Below are 15,766 nucleotides of genomic sequence, written 5' to 3'. Positions count from 1 at the left end.
TCTCTTGTTTTTCGTGTTGTCGATTGCAAGTTAATTCGTTGAGTGAATATAGATGGTATTGGAATGGTTCGCCCCAGCAGTTATCAACTGTGCTGAGGTAGGGTTACAAAGGTAGTCATTTTTTAAAAATGCTATATGAAGTGTCAAATCTCAACAAATAATGAAGAGATGTGAATAAAAGGCGAACGAATGACGAATAAAAATGCCTAAAAAAGCAGTTAGATTATTAGTATCAGGAAGTTTATAACTTCCCATTAACTCTTTTCCTTTAAGGAAAGGAGTTTTTATTTCGGTAAGATAAGGAGGTGAAACTGAAACAATGGGTTGTCAGATTTTCGCTTCTGTGTTTAATTCTGTCAGGACAGTTTGTAGATGTTCTTTCTCGCGGGTTTTCCTTGCGTAGAAGATCAATCAGTCGGTTGAGGATCATGAAGTTGAAATAGGTCGCCATCAGCCCCTTATCGGGATCATACTGCTTATAGGCATTCCACATCGCACAGAGTCCTTCTTGAAAGTATTCCTGGTGGGGGTCATAGAGTTCAGGTAGTGGATCTGATAATAGATCCGTCGTTCGCTGCTTTCTTAATAGTCATGGTATTGCTTATTTGTGAAGTGGATAAAGAAGGGGGCCGGGGGTCATGCAAAGAATTAGAGTGTCAGCAGAAGTATTATACATACGTGGGATAAGAGGTCTTGTTGTCTAGATGTCATCCTCTTATGCAATTGAATCAATCATCGGATGAGGAAGATGTAACGCCTCAGATAGCTTATAGAGTGCTATATAGATAGGATTCTCTCTTCCATTTTCCAGTCCGGTTATATACTTCTCGTCTAAATTAGATCGTTCTGCCAATTCTGCCTGCGACATGTGATTTATTATTCGATGTTTACGGTAATTTTGCGCCAATCGATGCAGCAAAGTATGTATGTCCAACTTCCATCCCTCCTTCTCAAGGATTATTATCCTTAGGGAGGATGGTAATTGATACTACTTATATAGTATTTTGTTGTTTGTTGCATTTACATTAAGATTGTGGTAATAACTGGTTTGGTAAGGAAATTGTCGAATGTTAGCACTGATTTCTTGCTTTTATTCAAAACTATTTTTTCTGTTGAAAGCTTGGATAAAGTTGGTATAATGGATTATAGATATAATTTGTAATTTTTCAATTATAGATAGAATAGAGGATATATTATGAGCAATGTAGTAGATGGTGGATATTATGCAATTAAAGGTTTTAACTTTCAATATGATTATATACTTATGAAAATTATAGAGGAGAGTGATTATGAGAAGCTGATAGAAATAGAACAAACGGAAGATTACAGTGATAAAAATGTTATTGTCCAAGTGAAGTATAAAGAAAGAACGAGTTACACCAAATCCCAGATTAAAAAGCCAGTTTGTCAATTATTACAATTGTTTAAAACCGATAAAAGAACTCCGATTTTGTATGCTTTTTTCCAAAATAAGAAGGAAGAAGAAATATTAACTATAGATGTAAATTATTTAAATGAAATTATTGGTGATTGCAAAGTTGGTAATACTCAATATACATTTGATGAGAAGTTAAAAGTAGAATTTGTTGCTAAGTTTAACTTAATATTTACATCTGCATTTCAAAGTCAATTTGAGAATTTGATTTATAAAATAACTGAAGAATTCAGCTGCAGTGAAGAAGAAGCATGTATCTACTATGCTCAAATGTATAAATATATTGAACAAAAGGTTGTTAATAATCCTCCAGATCAAAAGAAAAACAGAATTTGTAATAAATACGAATTAATAGAGTTAATTAGAGGCAATAAAGAATTAATATTTTACTCGGCTTACAGTGATTTTTTAGGTAAGGAAAAGTATTATTCATTAATTTACAATAAATATTTCAGAGAAAGTAATATTAACTTTCATGAAAGGATTTTTATAATTGAGGTACATGGTAATACTGACAAGAATGAATTAAAAGAAATAATTTATAGACTTCGAGACAGATTCTTCAAAAAAGCGAGTTTGAAGAAGGGCACATTAATAAAGTCCCCAGCTCCCTATATTTGTTTTTACAATATCAGCGCTGAAGTATTAAAAATAATAAAGACTGAACTTTTAGAAGAAGGTTATTTTTTTAGAGATGGTTTTAGTTTTGAGAATGCGGATTTCAATTTACAAAATGTTATTGAAAAATGTAACCCGCAAAATAATATTGAACTCAAATTTATAAACAAGATAGATTATTTAGATGTAATTATTAATAGTATAAAAGGTATAAAAAAGGTATATAATTTATATACTGACAGCTCCATAGCTAGACAAGGGTTTACTGATTTTAACTATATACAAATAGAAAAACCAGATGATATTACAGGTTTTCTTTTTCAGAGGTGATTAAAGAATGGGTGAATTTAATGCAGAAGTAATAACGGTAAAGCCTGATAAAGTTAAAATATCTGTCGAAAGGTTAGAAGATTTTAAAATTGCAGAGGAAGATTTAAAAGTAGGCTCATACTTACAAATAGCAGATGATAAAGATGTTATATTAATAGCCATTGTCGAAAGTTTTTCAATAGATCTAATAGAAGTAGAAAAGATTGATGAGAGAAATAGTAGTTATTTTGATTTAGAAAGAAAATATATTATAGAAGCAAGTCCTTTAGGAGTGTTAAAGGACGAGAAATTCTACAGAGGTGGAGATACTTTATCAATTCCACCGAAATCTGTTAAACCAGCAGAGATTACATACATAAAGAAAATATTCGAGGACTCAATTGAAGAAGATAAAAAGTTTGCTTTTTCTACTTTATCTAATAACAATACGGTTGCAGTTCCAGTAGATGGTAATAAGTTTTTTAACAAACATTTAGCAATAGTAGGGGCAAGTGGATCAGGGAAGTCCCATACAACTGCTAAAATAATACAAAATGCGTCTTCTATTAAGAAAGGTCATTACGAGGGTTTGAATAATTCACATATTGTAATTTTCGATATTCACTCTGAGTATGGTAATGCATTTCCGAGGGCTAATAAAATAGATATAGATAACTTAATACTACCATATTGGCTATTAAATGCTGATGAATTAGAAGAATTGTTTTTGGAAGCGGGAGACTTTAATAATTATAACCAAGCATCTATTCTAAGAAAACTAATAACTATCAATAAAAAGAAAGAAAATAAGGATATAGGCGAAGTTTTTTTTGATAGCCCACTTAAATTTGACATCATAGAAATACTTAACGGTCTTAAAAATTTGAAAAATGAAACCAAAAATGCCAAATCACCAGATAGAATCACTTTTGTAGATGATTCCTACCAGCTTGAAAAAGAAGGGAAAACTAACATAGACACAGGTGTGTTATTGAGTGAAGAGGAAAAAATTATTAAATTTTTCGATGGTATTTTGGACTTTCATCCAACAAAAAGTCAGAATATAAAAAGCGGTAATTTTGCAGATCTCTAGATAAGTTTGTTTCGAGGTTCGAAAGTAAGATTAATGATAAAAGACTAAAATTCTTATTTGGTGAAGAATCAAGAAATATCTCATTTGCTGAAACTATTAAAAGTTTTATAGGTTACGAGAAAGATAAAAAGTCAAACGTAACTATTATTGATTTAAGTGGGGTACCGTTTGAAGTGCTAAGTATTACGGTATCCCTGATAACCCGTTTATTATTTGATTTTAGTTACTATAAAAAGAAGCTATATGGTAAAAATGAAACGCCATTACTATTAACTTTTGAGGAGGCTCATAAATACGCCCCTAAAAGCAACTTAGCAAAGTATAGAAGCTCTACCACGGCAATTGAGAGAATTGCAAAAGAAGGTAGAAAGTATGGCGAAACACTAGCTATAATTAGTCAAAGGCCATCTGAGATTTCTGAGACAATATTTTCACAATGTAATAACTTTGTGGCTATGAGGTTAACAAACCCCGAGGACCAAAATTATGTGAAAAAGCTCTTACCTGATAGTCAGATTGGTGTTACAGATAAATTACCCTCTTTACAAAGTGGAGAAGCGTTATTAATAGGGGATTCGGTAATAATGCCATCCGTTGTAAATATTGATAGATGTGATTTGGAGCCTTCTTCTAATGATGTTAAATATATTGAGGCTTGGAAAGAGAGGTGGAATGATATTATATTTAAAGATATTATTGATTCCTGGGTTTAATTTATAATATTAAAACTCTGTTAGTTAGGATACGTGCAATCCACATACGATATTGATAAAATAATAACAGTGTTCAACCTCGTTGTGGCTATTGATCAAGGCAGGGGCTGTATATAGCGTCTTCATATCTGTTTGCAATAAGGAAGGTTTCAATGGTTGATGTCGATGCCCTTTGGTTTAAACACATCCAGTGTTGTGAATTTTAGGTTTTGGATTGACTGAAAAGTAAGAGTATATTTAACCAATCTATTAAATCGTTAGATAACAATAATTGATGTGTAATTTAATGCTTATATGATCTTATATGGAAGGTTTCTAATGTTTGAAAAAATATTATTAAGTTCCGACAAAGCACGTAACTATAGATATAAATCTTAGCCGCTGCACTTATGGCAGTGGTTTTATTTTTGAAAGCCCCGAGACTAAGTTAAAAATAGGCCGAAGCACTCTTTCCCCACAGCAACATTATTTATCATGAAATGCAATGCCTACATGATTAATCACCCATAAACAATAATGGAGTTTCAGTCTGTCGATCTGATCATAGACCCATCACTTGTTTTGCTGTTTCCTTTAAACCTTATCCCCACATAAAAGCATTTTAGTAGAAACTTTTAATAAAAAGCGGTAATATTTATATGTAATTAAAATACATTTAATTACATATATTTGTCACTTTTAATAGTATCTTTATTAATGTGAAATACTGATTATGGAGAGCTGTTAAAAGCAATCACATCGTAGAAGGAGAGAGCGATCATGCAATTTGATGATAAAGTAGTATTAATTACAGGTGCTGCTGGAGGCATTGCTGTCGAAGCGGCAAAAGCATTTGCTAAAGAAGGGGCTAAGCTGGCTTTAGTTGATTTGAAAAAGGATGCATTAGAAAAAGCAGCGGAGTCTATTGAAGCAAAAGATAAATTATTGCTTACAGCAAATGTAGCGAAAGAAAATGAAGTGAAAGAATACGTAGAAAAAACAAAAGATCATTTTGGACATATTGATGTTTTTATTAATAACGCAGGGATTAATGGAGATTTTGCTCCGATCACAGAGCAAACGGAGGAGAATTTCAGAAATGTACTCGATGTTAATACGATGGGCGTATTCTTTGGGTTGAAATATGTGCTGGAAGTGATGAAGGAGCAGAAAAGCGGCGCTGTTGTTAACACAGCATCGAATGGCGGCTTATTAGGTGCACCGGGAATGAGTGCGTATGTTGCATCGAAACACGCAGTTATCGGATTAAATAAATCTGCTTCTATGGAGATGTCAGAATACGGCGTACGTGTGAATGCTGTGGCTCCATCAGGTGTAGATACAGAAATGATGAAATCGATTGAAAAGAATGCAACAGGTGAAAGTTCAGAGGAAGCAAGAGAACAATTTGCATCTACTGTCCCAATGAATCGCTATGCAACAGCAGAAGAGATTGCAGATTTAATGGTTTTCTTAGCGTCAGATAAGGCTTCATTTATAAGTGGATCCTACTATCGAATTGACGGAGGACAAGGCGCCCAGTCTGTTTAATTTTAAAGTAAGGCAGTGGGGCTTTGGAATTACGGTGAAAATAAGTTTGGAAAAAAGGGGTGGTAAAACTGCTCCTTTTTTCTGTTTCGAGCGGGAATAGGGACAGTGGACCTCACCCTATTCTCGTAATCTCTGTTCCACCGTCCATTCCAGGTTCTTTATCAAATATTTCAAGTCTTCCTTTGCTAATATCAAGGGGATATCCTTTCGCATAAGGATGGAAGTATCTATCTCATGTGTGTGAAAGGCATAAATCCAGTTGTTGAAGGCTTTCTGCTTATCCTGTTCTTCTTTATGTTGTTGAAATTCTTTGCCATAAGCAAGATAATCCAGCGAAACATGGTGAAATTCTGCCAGCTTCATCATGGTTTCGAAGGTAGGGATTCTCTCTCCTCTTTCCCATTTTCCGTATGCGTCTTCCGAAAATCCAATCTTCCTACTTATTTCCCTCATTGATAAATCCTTATTATCTCGGAGGTTTTCTAACCTATGGGGAAATCCTTCCATCATGCATCACGCCCCTTTTCGCGTAAAATTATCATGATTTCATCAGGAAAATAGAAAACCGGACAAAATGGGAGGTTTAATTTCACAAAAATAAATAACAGACAATTTGGGCGGTTTACCCATATACTGGAAATCGTAAATTAAAATAAAAGTAGTTCTTTATGACTAGGTCTAATGGAGGTGATTATTAAGAGAATCGTATAATCGGATGAAGCGCATATGTAGCAGCTGGGTAAGGATAAATACATATGGAATGTCTAATTAGTGGAGAATTTAGACTAGGAGGAGTACGAATAATGGCGAATGAAAAAATGACATTTGACGAAATCTACGCACAAAATGAGCGCAGAATGTATTATCAGATCTACAAAATGAACATCAGCAACCCTCAACAAGAGTTCTACCCCCATGGATTAGTTGCCATGTGGAAAGCCTACGAGAAATATCAGCCTGATAAAGGCCCGCTTGCAACTTATTTTACTTACACCATTCAGAGCCGTATCATTAATCAATGCTTTAAGCAAACGAGAGAAAAAGAAAAGCAAGAAATCTATTTACAGGAAAAAGAGATGAATGATAGCAATTACCAGCAAAATGATACCGCTATCTATTCAACCATCAAGCCCGAAGACCCCATATTTTTGATAAAGCATTTTGAAAGGGCATTTAATAAGCGCTCACGGAGACCCAGGGAAATGGGGGGCCTGTCACGTTATTCGACAGTTACGAAACTATTTTCTTATTGCATAAGTGCATCGCTGAAAGACTTGGTGACAATCAAGTTTTCTAAGAAATGCCTTTGAAGGAGAAGATTATTTTACGGGATAGCGTTACGATTGATGAGGGAAGCGCTTGGGGAGACAAACGAGTATTGCATTACAGATGAGGGAGCACACGAGTCTCATGCTCCTTTTTCAAGGAAATGGTTCACAAAAAATAGTGCGTGAAGGAGAAAATGGAAATGAATTATTTGAAGGAAATTATCACATTTTATGATCGTATCGAGCAAAGTCAACTCTCAGCCTCTGCTGTGTCGCTTTGGCATGGGCTGATGTATATCAATAATAAGGTGAGATGGAAAAAAGAGTTTACGGCACCTAGCACGTCGCTCACTTTAAGAGCCGGGGTGTCGATGAGTTCGTTTAAACGTGCGCGCAAGGAGTTGGTGGAGAAGGGGTATCTTCATTATGAGTCACGTGGCAGTAACCGTGCTCCGGTTTACCGGTTAGTGAAATTGTCTGAAATGTGGGATGAGGGATTGGATGTGACGGATGACAGGGGCGCGTCCGATGATAGTTTAGAGGCTATGGAGGTTAACGCGCTTGGGGAAAGCAGTCCGGCGGAGAATAGGATGGACCATATGGCAGGGAATGTGGCAGCAGCATCAACGGACAAATCGAATGCTGATGTACAGGTGGACCACAGTGTGGACCAGCAAGCGGTCCGCACGAAGAACGACACGACGACCAGCGCGACGAGCCACAGTATGGACCGCAGTACGGCCTCATTATATAAACATAAACAAAACCAAATGAAAATCAAACAAAATGAAAATCTATTATCTATGGACGTCCGTACCTATTACACGGAAAATTTTATCGGGAAATTAACAAAATCTATACGCACATCCATAGAAGAACAGGTGCGAGAGCTTGGTGAGCCTTTGGTGATGGAGGCAATGAAGCGGGCGGTAGAGCGTGATAAGCTGAGCTGGGGCTATGCGAATGCGATATGCAATGGCTGGAAAAAGAAGGGGATTTCAACACTGGAACAGGCGCATACCGATAAGGAAGCATTCAAAAGGAGGCACAGTTACCAAGGATCTTCTGCAGGTCATCAGGAGGTTGTTCCGGATTGGTTTAAGGATCGGCAGAAGAGGCCTAAGCCGAGCAAGCAGCCAGCGGAGGATGACGTGTCTGTGGAAGAGGTAGCAAGGATGTTGGCTAGGTTCAGTAGTAAGGAGGGAAAGTCTGGTGAGAGGTTGGTGTCTTATTAATGTAGTGCTGATTGTTGCTATCTAATCATCTACATGTCAATTGCTTCACTGGTTTATATTTTAGCGGAAACATTTGCAAATACGGAGAAAGGAGGAAATACTTTTGTATGTCGTCTTTCTCCTTATTTATAGAAATGGTAATTTTTATGGGGCTGAGTATCTGCCATCAACTACTAGCTCGGATTCTGCCTGAAAATCTAGATTTATCGGACCCCAAATAAACTGCTGCATGACCAATTATTTCAGGATCGCCAAATTCATTTATAGGATTCGTGACTAAAATCTACTTTTTATTCGGAACTAATTTCATCAATTCGGTATGGTGGTATCCAGGGTGAATGCTATCTTGGTTTTGTTTTTGGCCAGGTGTAGTGCCGCTTCTTTTGTTAATTGCTTAACTCCGTCTTTAGAAGCGGCATAAGCGAGAAGTTCGGAATCGTCAACAAGACCAGCGACGGAGGACATATTAATAATGGAACTGTCATTTTCATTTTTGATCATTGCTTGTGAACCATATTTCTTTCCTGGAAACGCACTGCCCGCTTCATATGTGGTAGTTTCAATGTTTCTGTGTGTACCAATCTCAGCATTGTTATTAATCGTATTTTCTACTTCTTTCATTCCTTCTTCGTTAATATCGGCTGGGACAACTTTTGCTCCTTCTTTCACGCAGGATAGGATAGTGCAATAGCTTTTCCTAAACCTTGTGCTTATCCTGTAATAATTGCTACCTTACCATCTAGACGTTCCATTTATTCATTCCTCCTGTTGTTTTTTGAGTAAAATAGTCTTCTACTTTTTTGTGTTTTATTGTATTAAATTTTGATATTTCCATGAAAATGATGATACAAAAAATGACGCCGTCTATGCCTTGTTATAAGTAGTAGCATTAATAAAGGAGATGACTTTCCTGCTTCCAATGGCTGAGCTGCAATAATGCGATTGTGTTAAAACAGTCTTCCTCACCACTACAATCGAAAAAAGGTAAGACGAAGGGGCATTTTTTAAAATATTTTTAGAGAACATATTAGAACATTAGTTCTAAAATATAATTATATTACTATTGTTAATAAACTCCCAGAAGGCAGTATGAAATTTTTTCACTTTCATGCCACCAAATCAACTTTCGATACGATAGTAATTAAAAAGAGATGTGTCTATAAAGCGGCAGTGCTTTTTAGACGAGGGGAGCTATTATAAATGAATAGAGATAACGTGACTTTCGAGGAGATTTTTAAGCAGAATGAAAGAAGGATTCACTATCAGATTCACAAACTGAACATCAGAGATCCACATCAGGAGTTTTATACAGAAGGACTGGTCGCGATGTGGAATGCTTATGAGAAATACCAGCCGGATAAGGGGCCGATGGCGACATACTTTAACTATACGATCCGGAACCGAATGATTGATTTGATGCGTAAACAGAATAGAGAACAGGATAATGGAGCGAGTTATAAGCAGGAGCATAAAACGCAGATTGATGACGGCAATTATTATCGGAGTGGAGCTTTTTCCTATCCGATGATGAAAGTCGCTGAAACAGGAGCTGCGCTGTATGATGCGGAGTTTTGGCAGGACGTGCGTGGACAGCTGACGGAAAATCAGTGGAAATGGGTGAGGTATTTTGTGATCGAGGACATGCCGGTGAAGGAGATTGCGGAGCAGGAGGGTGTTTCGGTGGAGGCTGTGAAGAGTTGGGGGAAGGAAGTGAGGCGGAAGTTGAGGGGGAGAGTGGGTGATGGATGATTTATTATTGCCTGACATTAGATAGCTGTTAATTTGGATGTTTGTTGTGGAGGATTATTTAATCTTTTAGATATTATAGCTGAATGCACAGGGGAGTACATTACTGGATGGCATCGTGTTATCAGATGAAAGTGCAGACAAGAACAGGAAGGCTCCCCTAGTAGTGAATTCATTTAGAATAGTAGTGGATAATATAACAGTGCTATTATTATTTTGCCTAAATAGCAAGACAAGACTTGAAAAGTTATGGATAATTGATAATAATGTATTAGAGGTGACAAAAATGCTCTTAAATGATACAGGAGTAAGAAGTCTATTAATCGAAGAACTTTATTCTCAGTATGATAATGATCCTGATACTCGAATAATCAATGAATTAGGTATTAATAATGGCAAGTCTAGAGTGGATGTAGCTGTTATTAATGGAATTATTCATGGTTATGAAATTAAAAGCGACGTTGATACGCTGGAAAGACTTCCAAGGCAAATGGCGTATTATAATAAATTGTTTCAACGTATGACGATTGTGTCATCTAGAAAATATTATAAATCAATCTGTGAAACAGTACCTAAGTGGTGGGGAATAAAAGTAATTAGTTCTGATGGAATGCGTTTGATTGAAAAAAGAAAAGGCAGAAAACAAGATTCCCAGGATAAAGATATTCTACTTAGTTTACTATGGAAAAAGGACCTAGAAGGATTAGTTGATGTATTGGAATACCCAAAGAAAATGAAAAAGTTAAAAAAACACCAGCTTCTTGAAATTTTTTCTAAAGAAGCTGATGTCAACATTATCAGGGAACATGTATATAGGTCATTAAAAACTCGGGAAAATTGGAGACCGGATCTATAATTGTCTTGCAGTCAATTCAATATGGTGGTTTATGCCGAATTCTATTGGCTTTGGATGATTCGTAATTTCTAGATTACCTTCAGCACAATCATAGATGGCTTTATCTCCAGCAGAAAACTCAGGATGTTTATATACATCACTATTTACTATCTCCTGACAAACATCTTGAATTGTTTTCACACCATCGTTTTCCAATAATGTAGACTTTCCAATATAGTAATCGTCTTCAGATGAATAGAATATCTTTAGATAAGTGTTGTAGTAGTTTATGTTGGAGCTTTCTAGAGGTGGCTTTAATCTTACTGTGTAATCTCCATATTCTAATTCAGGATAATCATCTCGTAATTTGAAATAAGTTTTTAGATCATCTCTACTGTTAACAAAGGAAAAGGTATTTGGTGACACTTTATCTGCATTTTCTGGACAAGAAGTAAGAAGTAATACCATTTTACTAACTTTGATCTGAGAGAAGTTATTTAGTGCACTCATTATTCTATTTTCATTGATTGGAGAATTGTAGAAGTCTAATAAAAGTATAAAGCTTTTATTAGTTGCTTGATGAATAATTTTATCTGTAATTCTTTCTACAATCATTTCTTCCAACGGACTGTTAAAGTCGTGACACCGTATTCTAATTGCAATTTCTGGTTGATCTGAACGAAGAACTGAATCAACTATCCAGGCTGGATCATCAAAATGTATACAAGGTATAAAATCCAGTTCTGCTTCAACTAATTTATCGATACAATGCTCTACTAGATTTTTACTGCTTTTAGAGTCTATTAACTCATGAACTTCACCGATTTTCTCAAAAGCTGAATGAAAGTCGTAGATGAAATTAGTTTCACCTATTTTACCTGAGATGTATGTTCCTAAAGTGCGAAAGGTTGATTGCCAATCTGTAACTTTCTTTGCAGGAATCATTTTAGATTCTATGATGGGAGTAATTAGCTCTTTTGTTTCCTCCTTCAAATTGGATAACGCTCCCATTTCTGCATTAGATAATTTTAAAACCGGGTAATAAGACATGTAATTCCTCCTAGAATTTTTATTTGCGATACATTATACCTAATTCGACAAAATTTTAGTTATTCCTGCAAAAAATGAAATAAATTTAAATTTTTATAAATCCTTTATTACATTGGAATTAGTAAGTAAAAGGGTTTTAGACTCGTAGGCTTAGTGTAGCCTTTTACCTTTTTTACTTTGATTAACGAAAGGGGCAGTCCATCGTGGATAAAGAACAAATTAAAATAAAATTGATGTTATACCATTAGTAAAGGAAGTAAAAGCAGATTATTGTTTTTGCTTCTTTTTTTGTGTGTTCGTATTCGTATCGTATAATCTATTTGATACGAGAGAACAGCCTTGATAGAGATCCTCCTGCACTTGACTTAATGAGGATCCTAATAGGCGATACCTATCTATGGGACCATGGGGAGGGTATGCTAACGGTAAATCAGTGGAAATGGATGAAATATCATATTTTAATGGACATGCCGATAAAGGAAATCGCTGCACGACGAAGGTGTCACGATTGATGCGGTGAAAGGCTGGCAAGACTGGCGAAGCGAAGATTCTTGTTCTAGAAAATATTTTTCTATAGTTATCGCCATTCTCAAAATCCTCATGCTTCTTTCACTAAAAAATGTTTTCAATAAAAAAATAAAAATAAAAATTATTTTTAAAAAGTATTGAAATATTTCTATTAAACAAGTAAGATGGTAATAAGAAAACGCTTTCCCAATTGTGATAGGGCGATTTCTAAAATGATAAGGGGGTAAGAAGATGAATAAAAGAGCAAAAAGGATGTTGTTAGCACTACTTACTATGGTTCTTTCAGTTGGATTAGTTGCTTGTGGGGGTGATGAAGATACTTCATCGACAGCGGATTCAGGGTCATCCTCTGATGAACTTTCAGGTGAAGTTACTATGTGGACTGCTTCATTATCGGGTGAGCCATTTGACTCGTATTTTGCTGACCTTGAGGCAGAGTTTGAAGAGCTTCACCCTGAAGTGGATGTAATTATGGAAGATATTCCACAAAATGAAATACAACAAAAGGTCTTGACTTCCCTTACTGGCGATGACGTTCCTGATGTTGTCAATTTGGCCCCTCGTTATATGGTTAACATTGCCGAACAAGGTGGGTTATTAGAGTTAAATGATTTGGTAAGTGATGAAACAAAAGAATCTTATTTGGAAGGTGCTTTTAATGCAGGGTTTTATGACGATAGTCTGTATGCATTACCTTGGTATTTAACGACAACGGTTAGCTGGTATAATGGTGACCATTTTGAACAAGCAGGTATTACCGAGACACCTAAAAGTATGCAAGAAATTTATGATACTGCGAAAGCTATAACGGAAGAAACAGGAAACCCTTCATTTTACCAGATTATCAACGAAGGGGACACGGTAATGGAAGAAATGATTACTATTGCTGACGGAGAACCGATTGTTAAAGATGGGAAGACAGTATTAGGAGAGAATGAGGAAATTGTTGAGTTTTTCACGTTGACGCAGCAAATGTATGAAGAAGGCATCATGCCTCAAGAAAATGCGGAAGGTAGTTTTGGAACTGCACAGGAGTTATTTATGGCGGGAAATCTTTCCCTTCTTGAAAGTGGAGTAACATTCTTAGGGCCAATTGAATCTGGCGCACCAGAAGTATATGACGTGTCAAGATCTGGAGAGCCTTTAAACAGTGCAGATGCACCTATGAATATTGCTGTTATGAATTTTTCGATTCCTGCAAAAACACAAAATCCAGATGCTGCTGTTGCATTAACTGAATTTGTTACAAATGCTGAAAATCAGCTTGAATTCGCGAAAGTTGCAGAAACAGTACTCCCTTCTACAAGTGAATCTTTAGAGGATGATTATTTCCAAGATCCTGGCGATTCACCAAAAGCAATGGGGATGCTTGAAGCATCTAAGACGCTGCAGCGCGCTGAATCATTAATTCCTCCACTAGAAAATAGTGCAGATCTTCATGAGGCAGTTAAAATCGCATATGTAGAAAACCTACAAGGCGAATTAACTCCAGAGGAAGCGTTACAACAAATTACAGAACAATGGAATGAGTCATTTGAAGAAATAGGAGAAGCGCCGACATTTTAATAAAAAAACTATGAGGCTAGCTTTTACTATGCTAGTCTCTAAAATTCAGGAGGGGATAATATGAGTAGAGATCCTTTCACATTATCGAAAAAGGGAATAAAGCGAAATATGACACCATGGTTATTCTTACTTCCATCGATTGTGATTTTAATGACATTTCTTGTTATTCCAATTATTGAAGCATTCCAATGGAGTTTTTTAGACTATGAATTGATTAGCAATACAAGTGAATTCGTTGGGTTTGAAAATTTCCAGGAAATATTTACGGACGACATGTTTTGGATGGCTTTTATAAATACGATTTTATATGTTGCAATTGTTCTTCCCTTGAATATTTTTCTGCCAATGATTTTAGCGTCCTTAGTTAATCAGAAGATAAGAGCGGTTGGTCTATTTCGTGTTTTATATTACATACCAGTTGTTACCCCGATCGTTGTTGGTGCAATCATGTGGAAAATGTTGTATTCCCAAGATGGCGCTTTATCCAGTTTCTTAGTGTCGATTGGCATTATTGATGATCCGATGAATTTCCTTACCAATTCAACCACTGCGTTAATAGCAGTTGCCTTTATCACGGTTTGGAAAGGGTTAGGTTATTATATGATTATTTACTTAGCAAACCTGCAATCGATTCAGAGTCAGTTATATGAATCAGCAAGTATTGATGGGGCTACTAGCATTCAACAATTTAGGAAAATTACTGTTCCAATGCTCGTACCATCTATGACATTGGTTTCTATTTTAACAATTGTTAATGGATTAAAAGTATTTGAAGAGATTGCATTGACAACAAATGGTGGTCCTGCTGGAGCAACAACCACTCTTGTTATGTATATCTATGATAAATTTATAGATTTGGATGTTAGTATTGCTTCTGCCGCCGGGTTAGTTTTATTGGCATTAGCAATCATAGGGTCCTTGATTCAAATGAAATTGACAAATCAACGTGAAGATGATTTGAGAGCATAGAGGAGTTGAATAAAATTGAAGTCAAATTCACGACAAAAGAAAATCTTGATTTATATATTGATGATTGGTATTACGTTCATCACGTTTGGGCCATTTTTATACACCCTATTCATCAGTTTGAAATCGCCAGGTCAAGGTATCTATGACGGGTTATTGCCAGACGATCCGACACTTGTAAATTTTATTGATGCGTTTAATCAAACAGATTTTTTGCTGTATCTATGGAATACAATAATTGTCACAGGTATTGCCGTTCCATTAAATATACTATTTAGTAGCCTTTCAGGTTATGCGCTTGCTCGAATTGACTTTAGAGGAAGAAGCATTGTGCTCACCCTAATAATTGCTACAATGACGGTACCTTTCCAACTCTATATGGCTCCACTATTTCAAATTGCTGGAGATTTGGGACTCAGAAATTCACATATCGGTTTAACGATCTTACAAATTTCAACTGCATTTGGAATATTTTTCATGCGTCAGGCATTTCTACATGTTCCAAAAGAATTAGAGGAATCTGCATATTTGGATGGTGCAAATAAATTTCAAGTGTGGTATAAAGTTGCAATGCCCCTTGTAAAACCCACTGTTATATCATTAGCGATCTATACCTTTACATTTACATGGGGAGATTATTTATGGCCGCTAATAAATACAACCGAAAGTAGTATGTACACATTATCTATTGGTCTTGCGCAAATGTCACAGAATTTTGATGGTGGTAATTTGAAATTAATAAGTGCTGCATCCATTTTGACAACCATTCCAAGTTTATTAATTTTTATTTGGCTACAAAAATATTTTATCTCTGGGACAGCAGATGGTGCAATAAAAGGATAATGATTTATTGTTAGCAAACAAGATGTTGAGG

At 35.8% G+C, this 15,766-nt stretch carries 16 protein-coding genes; 11 read left to right on the top strand and 5 right to left on the bottom strand.

Annotated features, from left to right (window positions below):
- Nucleotides 1–268: 268 nt before the first annotated feature.
- Nucleotides 269–493, bottom strand: coding sequence for a hypothetical protein (locus tag KFZ58_RS15600; RefSeq protein ID WP_235792214.1), 225 nt, complete (start codon nucleotides 491–493; stop codon nucleotides 269–271).
- A 222-nt stretch (nucleotides 494–715) separates the two neighbouring features.
- On the bottom strand, nucleotides 716–934 hold the full coding sequence (locus KFZ58_RS15595; RefSeq protein WP_235792213.1) for a helix-turn-helix domain-containing protein: 219 nt from the start codon (nucleotides 932–934) through the stop codon (nucleotides 716–718).
- Between the two features lie 261 nt (nucleotides 935–1,195).
- Between KFZ58_RS15595 and KFZ58_RS15590 the strand changes: the two genes are divergently transcribed.
- The 4 genes from KFZ58_RS15590 (at nucleotide 1,196) to KFZ58_RS15575 (ending at nucleotide 5,698) form a co-directional block, all read left to right on the top strand.
- Nucleotides 1,196–2,383: a DUF4297 domain-containing protein gene (locus KFZ58_RS15590; protein ID WP_235792212.1), complete on the top strand. Its 1,188-nt coding sequence runs from the start codon at nucleotides 1,196–1,198 to the stop codon at nucleotides 2,381–2,383.
- A 7-nt stretch (nucleotides 2,384–2,390) separates the two neighbouring features.
- Nucleotides 2,391–3,455, top strand: coding sequence for an ATP-binding protein (locus KFZ58_RS15585; protein WP_235792211.1), 1,065 nt, complete (start codon nucleotides 2,391–2,393; stop codon nucleotides 3,453–3,455).
- Nucleotides 3,456–3,628: 173 nt separating this feature from the next.
- The gene (locus KFZ58_RS15580; protein WP_235792210.1) at nucleotides 3,629–4,168 is read left to right on the top strand and encodes an ATP-binding protein; all 540 of its coding nucleotides are present in this window, start codon (nucleotides 3,629–3,631) and stop codon (nucleotides 4,166–4,168) included.
- A 759-nt stretch (nucleotides 4,169–4,927) separates the two neighbouring features.
- Nucleotides 4,928–5,698 carry an SDR family NAD(P)-dependent oxidoreductase gene (locus tag KFZ58_RS15575; RefSeq protein WP_235792209.1) on the top strand — a complete coding sequence of 257 codons (771 nt, stop codon included), beginning with the start codon at nucleotides 4,928–4,930 and terminating at the stop codon, nucleotides 5,696–5,698.
- 117 nt (nucleotides 5,699–5,815) lie between these two features.
- Here KFZ58_RS15575 and KFZ58_RS15570 read toward each other — a convergent pair whose 3' ends face one another.
- Nucleotides 5,816–6,208, bottom strand: coding sequence for a helix-turn-helix domain-containing protein (locus KFZ58_RS15570; RefSeq protein WP_235792208.1), 393 nt, complete (start codon nucleotides 6,206–6,208; stop codon nucleotides 5,816–5,818).
- Between the two features lie 293 nt (nucleotides 6,209–6,501).
- Here KFZ58_RS15570 and KFZ58_RS15565 point away from each other — a divergent pair, with 293 nt between their 5' ends.
- Both KFZ58_RS15565 and KFZ58_RS15560 read left to right on the top strand, forming a co-directional pair.
- On the top strand, nucleotides 6,502–7,008 hold the full coding sequence (locus KFZ58_RS15565) for a sigma factor (protein ID WP_235792207.1): 507 nt from the start codon (nucleotides 6,502–6,504) through the stop codon (nucleotides 7,006–7,008).
- Nucleotides 7,009–7,166: 158 nt separating this feature from the next.
- Nucleotides 7,167–8,201 (top strand): DnaD domain-containing protein, encoded by a 1,035-nt coding sequence (locus tag KFZ58_RS15560; RefSeq protein ID WP_235792206.1) that lies wholly within the window; start codon nucleotides 7,167–7,169, stop codon nucleotides 8,199–8,201.
- A gap of 309 nt (nucleotides 8,202–8,510) precedes the next feature.
- Here the strand turns inward: KFZ58_RS15560 and KFZ58_RS15555 are convergent, their stop codons facing one another.
- On the bottom strand, nucleotides 8,511–8,870 hold the full coding sequence (locus KFZ58_RS15555; protein ID WP_235792205.1) for an SDR family NAD(P)-dependent oxidoreductase: 360 nt from the start codon (nucleotides 8,868–8,870) through the stop codon (nucleotides 8,511–8,513).
- A gap of 531 nt (nucleotides 8,871–9,401) precedes the next feature.
- Between KFZ58_RS15555 and KFZ58_RS15550 the strand changes: the two genes are divergently transcribed.
- The gene (locus KFZ58_RS15550; RefSeq protein WP_235792204.1) at nucleotides 9,402–9,950 is read left to right on the top strand and encodes a sigma-70 family RNA polymerase sigma factor; all 549 of its coding nucleotides are present in this window, start codon (nucleotides 9,402–9,404) and stop codon (nucleotides 9,948–9,950) included.
- 115 nt (nucleotides 9,951–10,065) lie between these two features.
- On the top strand, nucleotides 10,066–10,803 hold the full coding sequence (locus KFZ58_RS15545; RefSeq protein WP_235792203.1) for a sce7726 family protein: 738 nt from the start codon (nucleotides 10,066–10,068) through the stop codon (nucleotides 10,801–10,803).
- Here the strand turns inward: KFZ58_RS15545 and KFZ58_RS15540 are convergent.
- Entirely contained in the window at nucleotides 10,798–11,832 is a 1,035-nt protein-coding gene (locus KFZ58_RS15540) for a beta family protein (RefSeq protein ID WP_235792202.1), read from the bottom strand. The two genes, KFZ58_RS15545 and KFZ58_RS15540, sit on opposite strands and share 6 nt — an antisense overlap.
- Before the next feature lie 759 nt (nucleotides 11,833–12,591).
- Between KFZ58_RS15540 and KFZ58_RS15535 the strand changes: the two genes are divergently transcribed.
- From KFZ58_RS15535 to KFZ58_RS15525, 3 genes are read left to right on the top strand one after another with little or no spacing between them, the layout of a single operon-like run.
- Nucleotides 12,592–13,926, top strand: a complete 1,335-nt coding sequence (locus KFZ58_RS15535) for an ABC transporter substrate-binding protein (protein ID WP_235792201.1) — start codon at nucleotides 12,592–12,594, stop codon at nucleotides 13,924–13,926.
- Between the two features lie 60 nt (nucleotides 13,927–13,986).
- A complete protein-coding gene (locus tag KFZ58_RS15530; RefSeq protein WP_235792200.1) occupies nucleotides 13,987–14,895 on the top strand; it encodes a carbohydrate ABC transporter permease in 909 nt (302 codons plus the stop codon).
- A 15-nt stretch (nucleotides 14,896–14,910) separates the two neighbouring features.
- Complete coding sequence (locus tag KFZ58_RS15525) at nucleotides 14,911–15,735, top strand: carbohydrate ABC transporter permease (protein WP_235792199.1); 825 nt, start codon at nucleotides 14,911–14,913, stop codon at nucleotides 15,733–15,735.
- Nucleotides 15,736–15,766 lie beyond the last annotated feature (31 nt).

The organism is Virgibacillus sp. NKC19-16 (genome assembly GCF_021560035.1).
Classification (GTDB): domain Bacteria; phylum Bacillota; class Bacilli; order Bacillales; family Amphibacillaceae; genus Virgibacillus_L; species Virgibacillus_L salidurans.
The sequence above is the reverse complement of the archived record's forward strand: the minus strand, read 5'-3'. Positions and strand labels throughout refer to the sequence as shown.

What these genes read in the sequence shown, in the direction of transcription:
- KFZ58_RS15530 (WP_235792200.1), top strand. Translation starts at nt 13,987, where the DNA reads ATGAGTAGAGATCCTTTCACATTATCGAAAAAGGGAATAAAGCGAAAT.
- KFZ58_RS15575 (WP_235792209.1), top strand. Translation starts at nt 4,928, where the DNA reads ATGCAATTTGATGATAAAGTAGTATTAATTACAGGTGCTGCTGGAGGC.
- KFZ58_RS15600 (WP_235792214.1), bottom strand. Translation starts at nt 493, where the DNA reads ATGTGGAATGCCTATAAGCAGTATGATCCCGATAAGGGGCTGATGGCG.
- KFZ58_RS15565 (WP_235792207.1), top strand. Translation starts at nt 6,502, where the DNA reads ATGGCGAATGAAAAAATGACATTTGACGAAATCTACGCACAAAATGAG.
- KFZ58_RS15535 (WP_235792201.1), top strand. Translation starts at nt 12,592, where the DNA reads ATGAATAAAAGAGCAAAAAGGATGTTGTTAGCACTACTTACTATGGTT.
- KFZ58_RS15585 (WP_235792211.1), top strand. Translation starts at nt 2,391, where the DNA reads ATGGGTGAATTTAATGCAGAAGTAATAACGGTAAAGCCTGATAAAGTT.
- KFZ58_RS15560 (WP_235792206.1), top strand. Translation starts at nt 7,167, where the DNA reads ATGAATTATTTGAAGGAAATTATCACATTTTATGATCGTATCGAGCAA.
- KFZ58_RS15570 (WP_235792208.1), bottom strand. Translation starts at nt 6,208, where the DNA reads ATGATGGAAGGATTTCCCCATAGGTTAGAAAACCTCCGAGATAATAAG.
- KFZ58_RS15550 (WP_235792204.1), top strand. Translation starts at nt 9,402, where the DNA reads ATGAATAGAGATAACGTGACTTTCGAGGAGATTTTTAAGCAGAATGAA.
- KFZ58_RS15590 (WP_235792212.1), top strand. Translation starts at nt 1,196, where the DNA reads ATGAGCAATGTAGTAGATGGTGGATATTATGCAATTAAAGGTTTTAAC.
- KFZ58_RS15540 (WP_235792202.1), bottom strand. Translation starts at nt 11,832, where the DNA reads ATGTCTTATTACCCGGTTTTAAAATTATCTAATGCAGAAATGGGAGCG.